The 14,076-nt window shown below is 45.4% G+C and carries 11 protein-coding genes; 2 read left to right on the forward strand and 9 right to left on the reverse strand.

The window, feature by feature from the left end; translation table 11 throughout:
* Positions 1–142: 142 nt before the first annotated feature.
* Genes NSB28_RS25145 through NSB28_RS13580 form a run of 4 tightly spaced genes read right to left on the reverse strand, consistent with a single transcriptional unit; the run spans position 143 to position 4,623 of the window.
* On the reverse strand, positions 143–295 hold the full coding sequence (locus NSB28_RS25145) for a PDDEXK nuclease domain-containing protein (protein WP_109747462.1): 153 nt from the start codon (positions 293–295) through the stop codon (positions 143–145).
* Complete coding sequence (locus NSB28_RS13570; protein WP_109747461.1) at positions 244–1,830, reverse strand: response regulator; 1,587 nt, start codon at positions 1,828–1,830, stop codon at positions 244–246. The genes NSB28_RS25145 and NSB28_RS13570 overlap by 52 nt, the downstream gene beginning before the upstream one ends.
* A complete protein-coding gene (locus tag NSB28_RS13575) occupies positions 1,824–3,665 on the reverse strand; it encodes a sensor histidine kinase (RefSeq protein ID WP_109747460.1) in 1,842 nt (613 codons plus the stop codon). The genes NSB28_RS13570 and NSB28_RS13575 overlap by 7 nt, the downstream gene beginning before the upstream one ends.
* The gene (locus NSB28_RS13580) at positions 3,652–4,623 is read right to left on the reverse strand and encodes a LysR family transcriptional regulator (RefSeq protein WP_109747459.1); all 972 of its coding nucleotides are present in this window, start codon (positions 4,621–4,623) and stop codon (positions 3,652–3,654) included. The genes NSB28_RS13575 and NSB28_RS13580 overlap by 14 nt, the downstream gene beginning before the upstream one ends.
* Positions 4,624–4,807: 184 nt before the next feature.
* On the opposite strand from NSB28_RS13580, the gene NSB28_RS13585 reads away from it, so the two are divergent.
* Together NSB28_RS13585 and NSB28_RS13590 are read left to right on the forward strand one after the other, a co-directional pair.
* On the forward strand, positions 4,808–5,377 hold the full coding sequence (locus tag NSB28_RS13585; protein ID WP_109747458.1) for a chromate transporter: 570 nt from the start codon (positions 4,808–4,810) through the stop codon (positions 5,375–5,377).
* Complete coding sequence (locus tag NSB28_RS13590) at positions 5,374–5,946, forward strand: chromate transporter (protein ID WP_109747457.1); 573 nt, start codon at positions 5,374–5,376, stop codon at positions 5,944–5,946. The genes NSB28_RS13585 and NSB28_RS13590 overlap by 4 nt, the downstream gene beginning before the upstream one ends.
* Positions 5,947–6,016: 70 nt before the next feature.
* On the opposite strand, the gene NSB28_RS13595 is transcribed toward NSB28_RS13590, so the two are convergent.
* The 5 genes from NSB28_RS13595 to NSB28_RS13615 form a co-directional block, all read right to left on the reverse strand.
* Positions 6,017–8,650: a family 78 glycoside hydrolase catalytic domain gene (locus NSB28_RS13595; protein WP_109747456.1), complete on the reverse strand. Its 2,634-nt coding sequence runs from the start codon at positions 8,648–8,650 to the stop codon at positions 6,017–6,019.
* A 4-nt stretch (positions 8,651–8,654) separates the two neighbouring features.
* Positions 8,655–9,542, reverse strand: coding sequence for a carbohydrate ABC transporter permease (locus NSB28_RS13600; protein WP_109747473.1), 888 nt, complete (start codon positions 9,540–9,542; stop codon positions 8,655–8,657).
* Positions 9,543–9,586: 44 nt separating this feature from the next.
* Positions 9,587–10,522: an ABC transporter permease gene (locus NSB28_RS13605; RefSeq protein WP_109747455.1), complete on the reverse strand. Its 936-nt coding sequence runs from the start codon at positions 10,520–10,522 to the stop codon at positions 9,587–9,589.
* Positions 10,523–10,536: 14 nt separating this feature from the next.
* Positions 10,537–12,318, reverse strand: coding sequence for a type 2 periplasmic-binding domain-containing protein (locus tag NSB28_RS13610; protein WP_109747454.1), 1,782 nt, complete (start codon positions 12,316–12,318; stop codon positions 10,537–10,539).
* Between the two features lie 132 nt (positions 12,319–12,450).
* On the reverse strand, positions 12,451–14,076 hold the full coding sequence (locus tag NSB28_RS13615; RefSeq protein WP_109747453.1) for a response regulator: 1,626 nt from the start codon (positions 14,074–14,076) through the stop codon (positions 12,451–12,453).

A 14,076-nucleotide genomic window follows, 5' to 3' on the forward strand; every position in this document is an offset into this window, starting at 1 on the left:
ACGGAGCCTTAGATTTTCACTCCGCAGCGGTCGGACAGAACAACGAACCCCACCGCTCCCCTTCCTGACGGCTCACTTCCTTCCGCGCAAAGCGTCCTGTTACTCCATTAAACAGGAATTTTGCAGACGGTTTCTATAATTTTTATTCTACATTATCCAGGTATTTCCTGCATAGAATTAGTCCTATAGATGGATTATCTGACTCAGATTTGAGCTGGGCATCCACCACAGAAAGATAGAAATTCATTTTTCCCGATAAGCCTTGGGCGAGACTCCGAAACTCTTTTTGAAGCATTTGCTGAAATACCCCGGTTCCCCGAACCCTACAAGCTCAGCTGCCTGAGATACTGTCACATCTCCTTTATCTAACAGCTTTTTGGCCTCATTCATGCGTACCCTTAAGATGAGATCTGATACAGTGCACCCCAGCTGGCGGGATACGACCCTCCGGATATAACTGCTGTCCAGATAGACCCCCGCGGCTACATCCTCCACAGTCAGCTCCGGATCTGAAAAATGCTCCTGTATATATTCTTCCACCTGTCCGGAGATCTCTATCCCCCTCCTGGAATATGTATTTTTAAATGCATCCATCGCCTTTTCCAAGCTTTCTTTTAAAAAGGCTATCCCTTCATCCAGAGACGGCTGGTTATACAGGTTAGTATAAGGCTGGAAACCCTTTCCATAGATTTCTTCTATATTTCCGTTCATTTCCAGGATATATGACAGGCAGATAGACATCATGCCGCTCATAGCCATGCAGGCGTAATCCTGGGCCAGATGCCTTTCCTTGACAGTGGCCGCCATCTCCCCAAGGACAGTGCAGACCTCTGCTTTATCCTGTTTTCTGAGTGCATGGAGCAGCCTGTCATTTAATTCCGCCCTGTAATAGTCCGCTGACGTCCTCTTTCCTCTCTCTTTATCATAAAGGATACTGCGCCCTGTTCCCAGAAGAAACTTCTCCCCAAGGGCTTTTCTTGCATCCTGGTATGCCTGCGCAATCTGTCCGCCGCCCTTTTTCGTGCATCCCATCCCGATGGTGACTGTAAAAGAAAAGAATTCTTCCAGCAGGACCAGAAGCTTCTCCCAGGCCGGAAACACCTCCTCTTCCAGCGGAAATCCTTCATCATAATTAAAAATGGAGACCATCCTGTCCTCATATTCTGAAAAGATAAGATGCGCTCTGCCCTTTCCTTCCAGCACCTCCTCCGCCATATTCTTTATGCAGAATTTGTGCAGGGAGATATCCTCCTGATTTTTTCTCATCTGATATATATTATCGATCTCCATCACGCTTACAAGAAAAGAATTGCCTGGAAAACATACCCCCAGGTTTTCAAGCATGCCCGACAGCTCACCCTGGCTCTCTCCCGTTTCAAGCCGGATCAGCCGCTTTAAAAGCTCATCCCTGACTATGGCATGATCAATCTTCTTCTGCTCGTCCTCCTCCTGGCGCTTCAAAAGCTTGAGTCGGAGCTTTCCCATCACTTCCATAAGCTCTTCTGGTGAAAAGGGCTTGAGTATATATTCATCCGCCCCCATCTTCACAGCTCTTCTGGCATATTCAAATTCCGAATATCCCGTCACAAATACGACAAGCAGCTCCTGATCTTCCTGCTTCAGCCTCTCTGCCAGTGTCAGCCCGTCCATCCCCGGCATATTAATATCCAGAAGGGCAATATGTACATGCTCCTCCTGCACAGCTTTTAAAACTTCCTCTCCATTTTTGCAGGATGCACAGATCCTCATTCCCAGGCTCTCCCAGTCCAGGACCCAATTCATATAGTTTCTAAAATGCATCTCATCATCTGCTATTAACACATTCAGCATGGCTTCTCCTCCATTTTCTGCGGCACCCGCACAGTCACCCTTGTCCCCCTGCCAGGCCTGCTTTCTACTTCCACAGAGCCTGATTTTCCATAATAGAGGCTGATCCTCTCTATAACACTTCTCAGGCCAAAATGATTCTTTGCTTCCTCCCGGGAAAGAACTTCCTCCAAACGCTCCTTCGTCATCCCTGCACCGTCATCTTCTACCATAAATACCAGCATATTTCCTTCCTGGTATCCTCTCACCCGGACAGTTCCGGGCTTCTGCTGCTCCTTCAGGCCATGGTAGATCGCATTTTCCACCAGCGGCTGCAGAGTCATTTTTACTATCGGATAAGCCCTGATCTCCTGTTCACATTCAACTGAGAAATCCATGAGGTCACAGTAACGCTCTCTCTGAATGGAAAGATACCCTTCCACATTTTTTATTTCCTCCTGCACAGTCACGATCTCCCTGCCGCTGCTCAGGCTGACCCTGTAGAAATCTGCCAGGTATTTTGTCATTCTGGCGCCTTCTTTTGACATACCGCTCTGACAGAATACATAAATAAGGTCCAGTGTATTATACAGAAAATGTGGTTTCACCTGAGCCTGTATCAGGGCCAGCTCATATTCCCTTTTCCGGCGCTGCTCCGTCTCTACCTCCTTTAAAAGGCAGTCTACCTTGTAAGCCATGACATTGAAGGTTCTGGCCAGAACCCCCACCTCCTCCTCTGATACTGCCGGACAGCGGACACTGAAATCCCCGTTCTGCAGCTTCTCAGCTGCAATAGTCAGCTCCTGCACAGGTTTTGAGATTCTTTTTGAAAGAATCACAGTCAGATACAGCGCCAGGACAATGCCGGCCGCCCCCAGTATAAAGATCACCTGGGCTGTGGCCCTGATATCCCTTGTCAGATCAAAGATAGATATGGAACTGACAAGTGTAAAGCCAAAACCCGGTATCGCTTCCTTCAGGACAAGCGCTTTTTCTCCATTTACCGTCAGTTTCCCGCTGTCCGTCACAATACTGCCTGCCGCACCGCCGCTCTGTGCGCCATTCCCCTCCGCACCTTTTGCTAAGAATGCCATGATCTCTTCATTATCCACTTTCTTCAGGAGACGTTCCTTCTGCCTGGAGACATTCACTATCCCTTCCCCATCCACAAGAAAATAGTCCCTGGCAACCACTTCTTCTTCCTGCTCAGGAAATACGGAAGAAAGCCTTTCCTCAGAAATATTGATAAGGATATAGCCCAGTATTTTACCGTTACTCATGCTGATGATCCGCTTTCCGAAGGTCAGCGTGGGGGAATCTGCCAAAAAACAGCTCCCGTCTCCCATAGGGAACTGCATGGTAACCGCCATTCCTTTATCCGGGATCTGATCCAGATAGTCCGCCCGCAGCTCTTCATAATCCAGAGTCCCCCTGGTGCCGGCACTTGACATATTTGCCTTCTTATCAATAAACACAAGAGAACTCACATCGGGAAAGCAGCGCAGCGCATAATCCAGGGCCGTGTAAATATCATTTTTGATATCTATAAAAGCAATCTGGTCTACATTTTCCACATTTACATCTGAGTATACTCTGTTGATATTCTGGGCCAGCATATTGGAACAGGTATCCACATTTTCTCTCATTGATTCCAGACGGATGCCTATCATCTCACATTCGTCCCTGGCTATCTCCTCTGTCTTTGTTATGTTGGAGTTGTACAGCATCTGATATGATATAATAAGAATTGCCGCCACCAAAATCACCATGACCGGCAGACAGCTCATCATAAATTTCTTTCTGATAGACCAGTCCCTGAACCGTGGGATCTTTCCTCTTCCTGCATCACCTTTTCCCATTCTCTTTTCCCCCTGCTTTACATGTATTAGATGAGCCTTCCCGGGGTATATCCTCCTGGCATCCCTCAGGGTACTCCACGGTATATTCCTTGGCCATTCTTATAAATTCTCTTGCGCCGGCAGAAAGGTATTTATTCTGATGGCAGATAACTGCAAACTCCCGGTGCAGGGCAGGCATATCGAACGGGATCCTGGCTACTCTACCCTCCTGTATATCCTTCTCCACCAGCATGTACGGCAGGGCTGACAGCCCGATATTTTTCGCCACGGCCCTCACAATAGCCTGGGTGCTCAGGCTCTCCCACACAATATTCAGACGGCGCTGCCTGTATTTCATAGCTTCTTCTACAATCTCACGCCCTGCGCTGCCCCTCTCTCTGAGTACAAACGGACAGTCAGCGAGCATGTCAAAGCTGATCTCCCCCTCTGCTTTTTGGGTGAGCGGGTGGGCAGGATGGCATATAAAGCAGATAGAGTCCTCCAGAAAAGCTTCCCTTATTATCTGAGGATGCTCTATACGCCCCTCAGTCAACGCAAAATCAAGCTGGTTATTTAAAACTGCCGTCTCCAGGAATTCTGAATTATTCACTGTCACCTGCACCCTGACCTCTGGATATTCGGCAGTGAATCTGTCCACCAGCCCTGGCATCAGGAAATTGCCGATGGTGACGCTGGCGCCTGCCCTGATGATTCCTGACTTCCCCTTATCGCTGATATTCTCCTCCATCTCATCAAACAGCGAGACAATATGCAGCGCATAATCATAGAGCATTTCACCCTCCTGTGTCGGATACAGCCTCCTGGAAATCCTGTCAAACAGGCAGATTCCATAATACTGCTCCAGCTCTTTTACAGCCAGGCTGACTGAAGGCTGAGCCAGATGGAGCTTTTTCGATGCCTTCGTCATACTCAGCTCCTGATAAACTGTCACAAAAATACGCAGATGACGCAAAGTCATAATTCACCCTCCATAACTTATCACCCGGAATAATTTTCAGACATGCTCCAGGATGTACGATTCATAATATTCTAACTGTCAGGTACCTTCACAGTTGCATAATATTTTTCTTATATATTATATAATATAATACTATTTTACTTATATATCAAGTGGCCGTATACTGATATGCGGAGGTGATATTTTGGAGAATAAAAAAAATGTATTGGGGAAACTGTTTTTCTCCACCCTGTATTTAAGTACCTTTACCTTTGGAGGCGGCTATGTCATCGTGACCCTCCTAAAGGATAAATTTGTGGATAAGCTCCACTGGATCGAAGAAGAGGAAATGCTGGACCTGGTGGCTATCGCCCAGTCTGCTCCGGGCGCTATCGCAGTGAACGGCGCCATCGTGATCGGTTACAAGCTTGCCGGGATCCCCGGTATCCTTGTGTCCGTACTGGGAGCGATCCTGCCGCCTATGGTGATCCTCTCTGCCATCTCATTTTGTTATGAGGCTTTTTCTTCCAATGCCGTGATCTCTGCCATGCTGTACGGGATGCGTTCAGGCGTGGGCGCAGTGATAGCGTCTGTTGTCTGGGATATGGGCAGCGGTGTTTTTAAGGAAAAGAAGGTTCTGCCCATCATTATCATGTTTGCCAGCTTTATCGCCAATTACTGGCTGAATGTGAATGTAGTCCTGATCATCATAACCGTAGCCGTGCTTGGTGTGATTACGACACTTATTAATCAGAAAAGGGGGGCTGCTTCATGATATACCTGCAGCTTTTCTTAAGCTTTCTACAGATAGGCGCTTTCAGCTTCGGAGGCGGCTACGCGGCTATGCCCCTGATCCAGGATCAGGTAGTAAATCTGCACGGATGGCTAACCGCGGCTGAATTTACCGATCTGATCACAATTTCCCAGATGACGCCCGGGCCTATCGCCGTGAACTCCGCGACCTTTGTGGGTCTGAAGATAGCCGGACTTGGAGGCGCCGTCACAGCCACCCTTGGCTGTATCCTGCCATCATGTATCCTGGTAACACTGCTCGCCTGGCTCTATATGAAATACAGGAAGATGGCGATGCTTCAGGGAGTGCTCGGAATGCTCCGCCCCGCAGTAGTGGCCATGATAGCCACTGCCGGCGTCACTGTCCTGATCTCCGCCTTTTTCTTTAACGGAGCAGTGGATCTTCAGGCCTCCAATATTTCTGTGCGCTCAATCTTGTACTTTCTGGCAGCCTTCCTGCTCCTGCGGAAGACAAAAATGAGCCCTGTAAAGGTTATGGTGCTCTGCGGGATTTTTGAAGTAGTCTATTACTTCATTACACTTTTGATTTGAAATAACAAAATTGCTCTGGAAAAGGCCTATGCCCATTCCAAAGCAATTTTTATCTGCTTTCAGGATAAATTTAAGATTCCTGTATCTCAAAATCATAACTCCCGCTGTCAAGATACAAAATCACGTCCTGCTCATTTTCCCTCCAGCTCAGGATACTGTGATTTTCTGCTAATGGAGCATGAGATTCTGTTAATTGTGTATTCTCTGTTTGTCTCAGCACCAGCTTTACTCTAAGATTAGCCGGAATACTCAGTTTCAGCTCTATATTTCCTTCTCTCCGCTCCCAGCGGACCCTCACCCTGCCCTGAAGGACTTCATGCCAGGCATTTACCCACTCAGCTTTTCTGTCAAAAAATGGTTCCAGATGGAGAACAGGTACTGCTGTATCAAAGTCCATCTTTTTAAAACCTGCCAGACTTCCATAAAACCATTCCTCAATACTTCCCATCATGAAATGGTTCTGGGAATTCTTGCATTTACCGGGCATATTTCCATCCCACTCTTCACAGAGAGACGTTGCCCCATTGACGACCTGAAAACCATAGCTGGGATTATCTGTCCGCACAGCCATATCCGACACTATGCCGTCCATTCTGTGTTTTGCCAGCGCGCGCAGTATAAATGGAAATCCGACATCACCTCCTGTCGTATGGTTATTACGTATGCGTATATCCTTTATGAGACAGTCCAAGACTCCCTCCGAGTAATCCGGTTCCGGGATCTCCAGATACAAAGCCATAGCGTTTGCTGTCTGGCTGCCATTTACATAGCGCTGTCCCTGCTTATCAAGAAATTCCCTGTTAAACGCCGCCTTTACTTTTCCCCGGCGTTTTGTATATCTTTCCAGGTCTTTATTTTTTCCAAGAAGCCTTGAAACCTTTTCCATGATCAGCAGGTCATAATAATAGACGGCTGTGGCAGTTACAGAAATAGGAGTATTCTGTGAAAATGGCGGATTAATGCCAAAATCACACCAGTCTCCAAGTCCGTGATGAAGTATATTGTATTCTGAACGGCTGTTTAAATATTCTGCGTATTTTACCATAGATGAATATGATTCCCTTAATATATGGATATCTCCATACTTTTTATAGATATACCATGGAACAACTATAGCGGCGCTTCCCCATTCTGGTGAATCTCTGAACCCGTCTCTGAATTCCGTAAATTCAGGCGCTATGCTTGGTACCATACCGTTTTCACACTGTGAATCCCTGATATCGCTCAGCAGTTTCTCATACAAACCATGCATATGGAAATTGTACATAAGAGACGGTCCCATCAGATGCGTCTCCTCCAGCCAGCCAAGCTTCTCTCTGTGCGGACAGTCGGTTAGTACACTCTTAGCATTACTCTTCATAGCCTGGAGGATAATCTGGTGGATACTGTTCCACAGCGGCACAGAACATTCAAAATTTCCCGCCGCCTGCATATCTGTGTACAGCATCTGCCCCTCAATGCCTGTTATGCAGGCTGTCCCATGACCGCCCCCGAATTCCTCAGGCAAGGCCCCTTCTATCTGTGCATACCTCAAACCATAAAAGGTAAATTTCGGTACGAAAGTCTCAGTCCCGTTCCCTCTCAGTATATACTGGTAATAATGAGGCTCTCCTGTGAACTCCTGGCTGACTTCACCGTTTTGCCTAAGCAGTTCTCCCGGAACTACTCTGACTGTACATCCCCTCTCTCCTCTGACTTCCAGCTTTACCCAGCCGGAAAAATTAGTTCCAAAATCACAGACACAAGAAGTGTCTGATATCTTCACCACCCTTACAGGATGATACCTTTCTTTGATCCTGACAGGAGGGTTTATCCTGCTGATAATTCTGGCAGCAGGCTTTTCATATACGGCTGCCTCCTCCCATCCTTCCTCTGTATAATGTGCTTCAGAAAATCCGGGGAGTGCCTTTCTTCCGTCATAATCCTCTCCGCCATAGACACAGGAATACGTTACAGGTCCGGGGGACATGTGAAAATTCTTATCGCTGCCCCATTTTTCTATAATGCCATTTTCATATTCCATATTCACCTGAACTATAAACTGTTGGGCTCCTCCCGTGACCGTAAATTTTGCGTAACGCCTGCCTTCTATATGCTCCATTCCGTTTCCCAGAAAAATACCAAGGCCATTTTCACCAGCCTTCAGATAACCGGTAATATCATAGACTGTATAAAATAATGTTTTTTCATACGAGGTCCAGGCTGGTTCCAGATATTCCTCCCCGGCCCGTTTCCCGTTAATCCATATTTCATACGGATTCTTACTGCATATATAAAGGCGCGCTCTCTTAACTGCTCCGGCAACAGTAAAATAGCGCCTGAAAACCGGCATTACTCCATCCGCCCTTCTGCTGTAGCCGATCCAGCTGCCCACCCATGAGCCTTCTTTTATGCCTGTCTCAAAGCTATAGACAGGACTTACTAGTTTGGAGCCTTCCTCCATCCATAACTGCACCTGCCAGGTATAAACACTCTGCTCCTCTAATGGCACGCCCGCATATGGTATGGAAAAGCTTCGCGCACTTTCTGCCCTCTTGCTGTCCCATACAAGCTCCTCTTCCCTGTAAACCATAATTCGGTATGCCCTCTGTCCGGCTCCTTTTCTTTCAGAGCTCAGCTGCCACCCGAACAGCGGACTCTCTTTATCTACCCCGGACGGACTCTCTTTGTATTCTACTGTACCATTTAAAATCAAATCAGACATAACGCTACCCCTTCACGCTTCCCAGGACAAGGCCTGTGGTAAAGTATTTCTGCAGGAAAGGGTATATCAGAAGCAACGGAATGATTGAGATAAAAATCTGTGCCGCTTTCAGATTTGTATCATTAACGCTCATCCTGTTCATGATCTGGCTCAGATCCCCTTCCATCAGGGCCTGATTCGTACTTACAATCAATGTCTGCAGATAAGACTGCAGGGGATAATGACTGGTAAAGTTAGAATAAATCAGACCGTCAAACCAGGAATTCCAGTGGTTAACCAGGCTGAAAAGGGTAACCGTAGCAATTGAAGGCTTAGACAGCGGGAGGAAAATCTGCAGAAGGATCTTCCACTGTCCCGCTCCGTCCAGCATAGCGGATTCTTCCAGCTCTCTTGGAAGATTGCGAAAAAAATTCATAACAAGTATCACATTAAAAATCGGTACAGCCCCCGGCAATATCAGGGACCAGACAGAATCCATCAGCCCTGTTCTGGATACAACGTAATAGGTCGGGATCAATCCGCCGCTGAAGACCATAACTACTAAAAAATATGCCACATAAAATTTTCTGCTTTTAAACTGCTGCTCACTTTTAGACAGCGGATAAGCAGCTAAAACTGTCAGAACCAGGTTCACCGGCACACCGATGAGCACACGCTTTACAGTTACCCAGACAGAGGTCCAGAATTCATTACTTTTCATGACAAATTCATAAGCCTTCAGTGTAAAATCTACAGGCATCAGACCAACCTTATTCTCAATAATTGCCTGTGAATCACTGAATGATAAGGCCAGAACATTTAAAATCGGTACAAGACAGCTTATTGTAATGGCAGCTATAAACACATAGTTGCATATTACAAATACTCTCCTGCCCACAGAAGCTTTCCTCATACTTAACCCCTTTCCGTTTTGCACCTGCCGTGTTCTCATGCCTCCTAAAATACTTTATAGCCGGCATATTTGTCTGCAATCCTGTAAGATGCCACAATCAAAATCATGGAGACCACTGACTTAAAAAGGCCCACAGCTGCCGAGAGAGAATACTGCTGATTTACTAATCCAAGCCGGTACACCAGTGTATCAATAATATCACCTGTTTCATATACTGCAGGACTGTAAAGATTAAATATCTGGTCAAAGCCTGCATTAAGTACATTCCCAATAGAAAGTATCGTCATAAGGACAATAATCTGTGATATTCCCGGCAGCGTAATATGGATAGTCTGACTGAAACGGCCCGCCCCGTCTACTGAGGCTGCTTCATACAGTCCGGGATCGATTCCTGTTAATGCAGCCAGGTAAACGATCGTATTAAACCCAAAATTTTTCCAGATATCGCTGATAATTATAGTCGCCGGAAAGGTTTGTTTATTTCCCAGGAAGAAAACAGGCTCTTTGATAAAACCTGCCTTCATCAGAAGTGAATTGAAGAACCCTGCCCCGTCTGCAGTACTTCCCGGTGAAAGAAAATTAATTAAAATACCGGAAAGGATTACCCACGACAAAAAATACGGCAGGTACGTAATTGTCTGAACTGTTCTTTTAAACCACCTCAGCCTCACTTCATTCAGCAGCAGTGCAAACGTCACAGGCACTATTAAATTCCCGATAATTTTTGCAACGGCAATCAAAAGAGTGTTGCGTATTGCCGGCAGTGTATCCGGCATCATAAACAATATCTTAAAATTTTCCAACCCTACCCAGTCTGACTTGAAAAAGCCAAGACCGGGATAGAAATTCTGAAAAGCCATAATGTTTCCCATAATAGGGACATAACAATATATAAACACTATAACTGCTGGCACAAGAAGCATCAAATGATAAGTAAGGCTGCGTTTATTAGTAGAAACTCTTCCTCTCTTTTTCTTCATCTCTGCCACCTGTTCTATTTTTGTGAGTCATACCACGACTGAGCTTCCTTTGTCACATCTTCGCCGCCTAATTTATTCCATGTCTCAAGGAAAGCATCATAATCTTCCACAGAATCTCCTGAAATAATCTTCACAATCGTCTCCATAGCCATTTTATTAAGTGTAGGATATTTGGCCGCCATTGTCTCTGTGGGGACTGTATTATATACAGACTTGTTAAACGCATCTTCCTGAATCATCTTATCGATCGCAGCATATCCTCCAACCGGGTCACCAAATACTGTATAAAGACCGATCCCAGCCTGGAATGCGGGGTCATCTAAATCCGGGCTGCCGCCTGCCATGGCATCAAGATAAGCTTTCATGTTTGTATAATCTGACATCTGTTCTGTATTTAAGCCGTCCGTGTTTCCGGTTTCTACAGCTTTTGATTCCTTCTTCCAGTTATCATAATTCTTAAGAGGGGGTGTGGTCTGTGTAAGTGAATATTTCCATACCTGATATCCGTTATCTACATAATATTTTTTAAACTCATCCTCATCTTTTGGATGGCAGAGCTTCTGCACGCTTAAATTCATCAGTTTAATTAATACTTCAGGGTTACTGCATTTACTGCTCACCGTGTAATATGCATTGTCTACACTGCTGGCAAAATACGCTTTGCTGGAGCCTTCTCCATTTCCGTCAGGAATAGGCGCGGCAGTAAAATGAGCGTCTATATCATTTTTTACTGCATTTGCTGAAGGTCCCATGGCGCCCCACATAGGTGCAAAAAAGATGCCGCAGCGTCCTGCACTCAGATCCTCTGTAAGTGCGTTAGAATCCATCACTCCAAAATCTTTTGGTATAGAGCCGTCTTTGTACATCTGCTGAAGGACGGTAAGCCCCTCTTTCATTTCTTCAGGCAGATTGCCGCCCCACAGGACTTTGCCTTCTTTTTCAATGAAAGTAAACTGTCCGTTCCAGTAACCCGGGGCCGCACCATAGCCTTCAAAAAATGCCTGTATTCCCCCAACCATATCAAATACATTTTTCCCGTTAAATCCTAAGCCATAAGTATCTGCTTTCCCGTTCCCGTCCGGATCCATTTCAGTGAAAGCTTTGGCTGTTTCCACCAATTCATCCATAGTTTCCGGCATTTTCAGGTTCAGCTTATCCAGCCAGTCCTGACGTACAAACATCATCATGACATTATCGTACCCATTCCCCATTTTAGGGATACCATACAGCCTGCCATCAACCATAGCAGATGACAGCCCCATACCGCCGTCAGAATTTATGTATTCTTTTAACTCATCAGAAGCATATTTTTCATACACTTCCGTTATATCCGCAATAACTCCTGTCTTTGCGTAAGTCTTAAGATCCGTAGCCCCTGCAGAAAATACATCCGGGTAAGTGCCCGAAGCTACTGCGTTATTAAACTTTGTCACCGCCTGGGTACCGTCTACCTCGTAGAGCACATCTACATTGATTCCATTTGCCTGATATAGATCATTCCATGGATTACTTACAGCAGATTCCCCTTCCCTGTATTTAAAATCACTCCCATAAGAAAAACCAAATTTAATAGATACAGGCTGGGAATAGCCATAAAGATTCTCTTCATCCGCCAGGGCTCCTCCTGACTCATCCTGTGCTGCCTGTGCCGTCTCTCCTGCCTGTACTGTCTCTTCTGTCTTTTGCTCATCCGTCTGGTTGGATGCCGGACTGCTTTCTTTTTGGCATCCTGCCGCTGTAATGCCCATTGTCACTGCCATAGCTGCCGCTATACACTTTAAACCTTTTCTTTTCATGTTTATCCCTCCATCTATTATCAACAGGTTTTTTGATATCTCTATTATAGATTCAACCTGTCCGTGCAGCTATGTGCAAAATTTTACATCCGTATCAATCCTTTACTTTTTAGATAGTTTAAATATCATATTTCAGACTTTTCCATACTTTTCCCTGTATTCCAGAGGCGACATGCCTGTTGCCGCCTTAAACGTCCTTGTAAAGGAATGGGCTGACAGATATCCAACCCGGACAGATACCTCATTTATTTTATTATCCGTTCCAATAAGCAGTTCTTTTGCGCGGTCAATACGCATTTTCATTATGTAATCAGAAATATTATATCCATAAACCTGTTTAAACAGGCGTGACAGATAGGATGCGTTAAAACAGCCGATCTCTGCCAGCCTTGTCAGTGTAAGATCCTCTGACAGATGCTCCCGTATGTATTCCTGTACCTTCACTACAGTATTATCGTTTCTTTCTTCTTCTCTAGCCTCCAACAGGGTAAATACAACTTCAGATATTTGAAATAAATAGCGGGCGGCCTCCTCCCATGTGAGATGTTCATCCGCCCTGGTCAGTTTATACACCCCAATCTTAAAGGCCATCTGCTGTGCCAGATCATTTTTATTTATAAACCTGAGTATGACCATAGAGATACTGTAGTACAGCTCCAGTGAATAATTAGAATGCATGCTTCCATCTTTCATAAGGCATACCGTTAATTCCTGCAGGGATGAGTAGTACTCATTTTGTTTCCCCAACTCCAGATAAGATTCCAGCAGCTGTATCTGGCTTATCATATATCCGTAATTTTCATGCTCCTCTTCCATATGATCAGACAGCTTATCTTCTTTTATGATAACTGATTCCGGCAGACGTTTCTGGTTAACAGCGATCGTCTTCAGTTTTTCATAGCGTTTCCCAAGCTCACTGATCGGGGAAGCTGTACTGCCGATTATAAAAAGTGTACTCAGCTTTAATGTATTTTCACTGTTTTTCTGAGTATACTCAATGGCACCAGCCGCTATCCTGAATATCCTCTCCCAGCAGACCTGCTTATCTGCGGCCGCCGGCTGCACCAGTATCACTGCATAGCCAGGCTCAACTATCTGTTCATATACACACAGATGCCCCGGCATATAGTATTCAAACATTTCAAAAATCTGTTCAAAGATCTCATATTCATTTACCACATATCCCGGAACATGCACGTCATTGATCCTGCATAAAAAGGTCAGCACCGGCACATCCAGGCTAAATGGAATCTTCAGCTCTTCAAGCTGTCCCTGTGTAATATCAACAGGCCCTGTTCCGTAAATGATCCTCTGAAAGAATTCTTTTCTCAGCCATACTGCGGCTCTTTCCAGTCTGTCCTGATCAGCCTGCCTGGTTCTCTCCATTTCCAGCATCTCGTCAATTTCTCCGAAAGCCTGGAGCACATGATCCATAATCACCTGATCCCCTTCGCTTTTTAAAACATAACGCACATCCTTATTCTGTATTATTTCATAAATGTAATCAAAATCCCGGTAACCTGTCAGGAAAATCACTTTGCATTTCGGCCAGTTCTCTTTAATTTTTCTGAACAAAGCAACTCCGTCCATCCCAGGCATCTTAATATCTGTCAATACCACATCAAAGCTTACTTCATTTAATAACTGCAGAGCCTTCTTTCCTGAATTCGCCCCATAGACATCCAGCTTCCTGTCGCAGTCATAACAAAACAATTCTTTAAGCCATTCAAGTATTTCCAGTTCATCATCTACGATCAA

The sequence above is a fragment of the Murimonas intestini genome (assembly GCF_024622195.1).
In the GTDB taxonomy this organism is placed as follows: domain Bacteria; phylum Bacillota; class Clostridia; order Lachnospirales; family Lachnospiraceae; genus Murimonas; species Murimonas intestini.

Excerpts from the sequence above, each read along its gene's own strand:
- NSB28_RS25145 (WP_109747462.1), bottom strand. The coding sequence starts at position 295 with ATGCTTCAAAAAGAGTTTCGGAGTCTCGCCCAAGGCTTATCGGGAAAA.
- NSB28_RS13570 (WP_109747461.1), bottom strand. The coding sequence starts at position 1,830 with ATGCTGAATGTGTTAATAGCAGATGATGAGATGCATTTTAGAAACTAT.
- NSB28_RS13575 (WP_109747460.1), bottom strand. The coding sequence starts at position 3,665 with ATGGGAAAAGGTGATGCAGGAAGAGGAAAGATCCCACGGTTCAGGGAC.
- NSB28_RS13580 (WP_109747459.1), bottom strand. The coding sequence starts at position 4,623 with ATGACTTTGCGTCATCTGCGTATTTTTGTGACAGTTTATCAGGAGCTG.
- NSB28_RS13590 (WP_109747457.1), top strand. The coding sequence starts at position 5,374 with ATGATATACCTGCAGCTTTTCTTAAGCTTTCTACAGATAGGCGCTTTC.
- NSB28_RS13595 (WP_109747456.1), bottom strand. The coding sequence starts at position 8,650 with ATGTCTGATTTGATTTTAAATGGTACAGTAGAATACAAAGAGAGTCCG.
- NSB28_RS13600 (WP_109747473.1), bottom strand. The coding sequence starts at position 9,542 with ATGAGGAAAGCTTCTGTGGGCAGGAGAGTATTTGTAATATGCAACTAT.
- NSB28_RS13605 (WP_109747455.1), bottom strand. The coding sequence starts at position 10,522 with ATGAAGAAAAAGAGAGGAAGAGTTTCTACTAATAAACGCAGCCTTACT.
- NSB28_RS13610 (WP_109747454.1), bottom strand. The coding sequence starts at position 12,318 with ATGAAAAGAAAAGGTTTAAAGTGTATAGCGGCAGCTATGGCAGTGACA.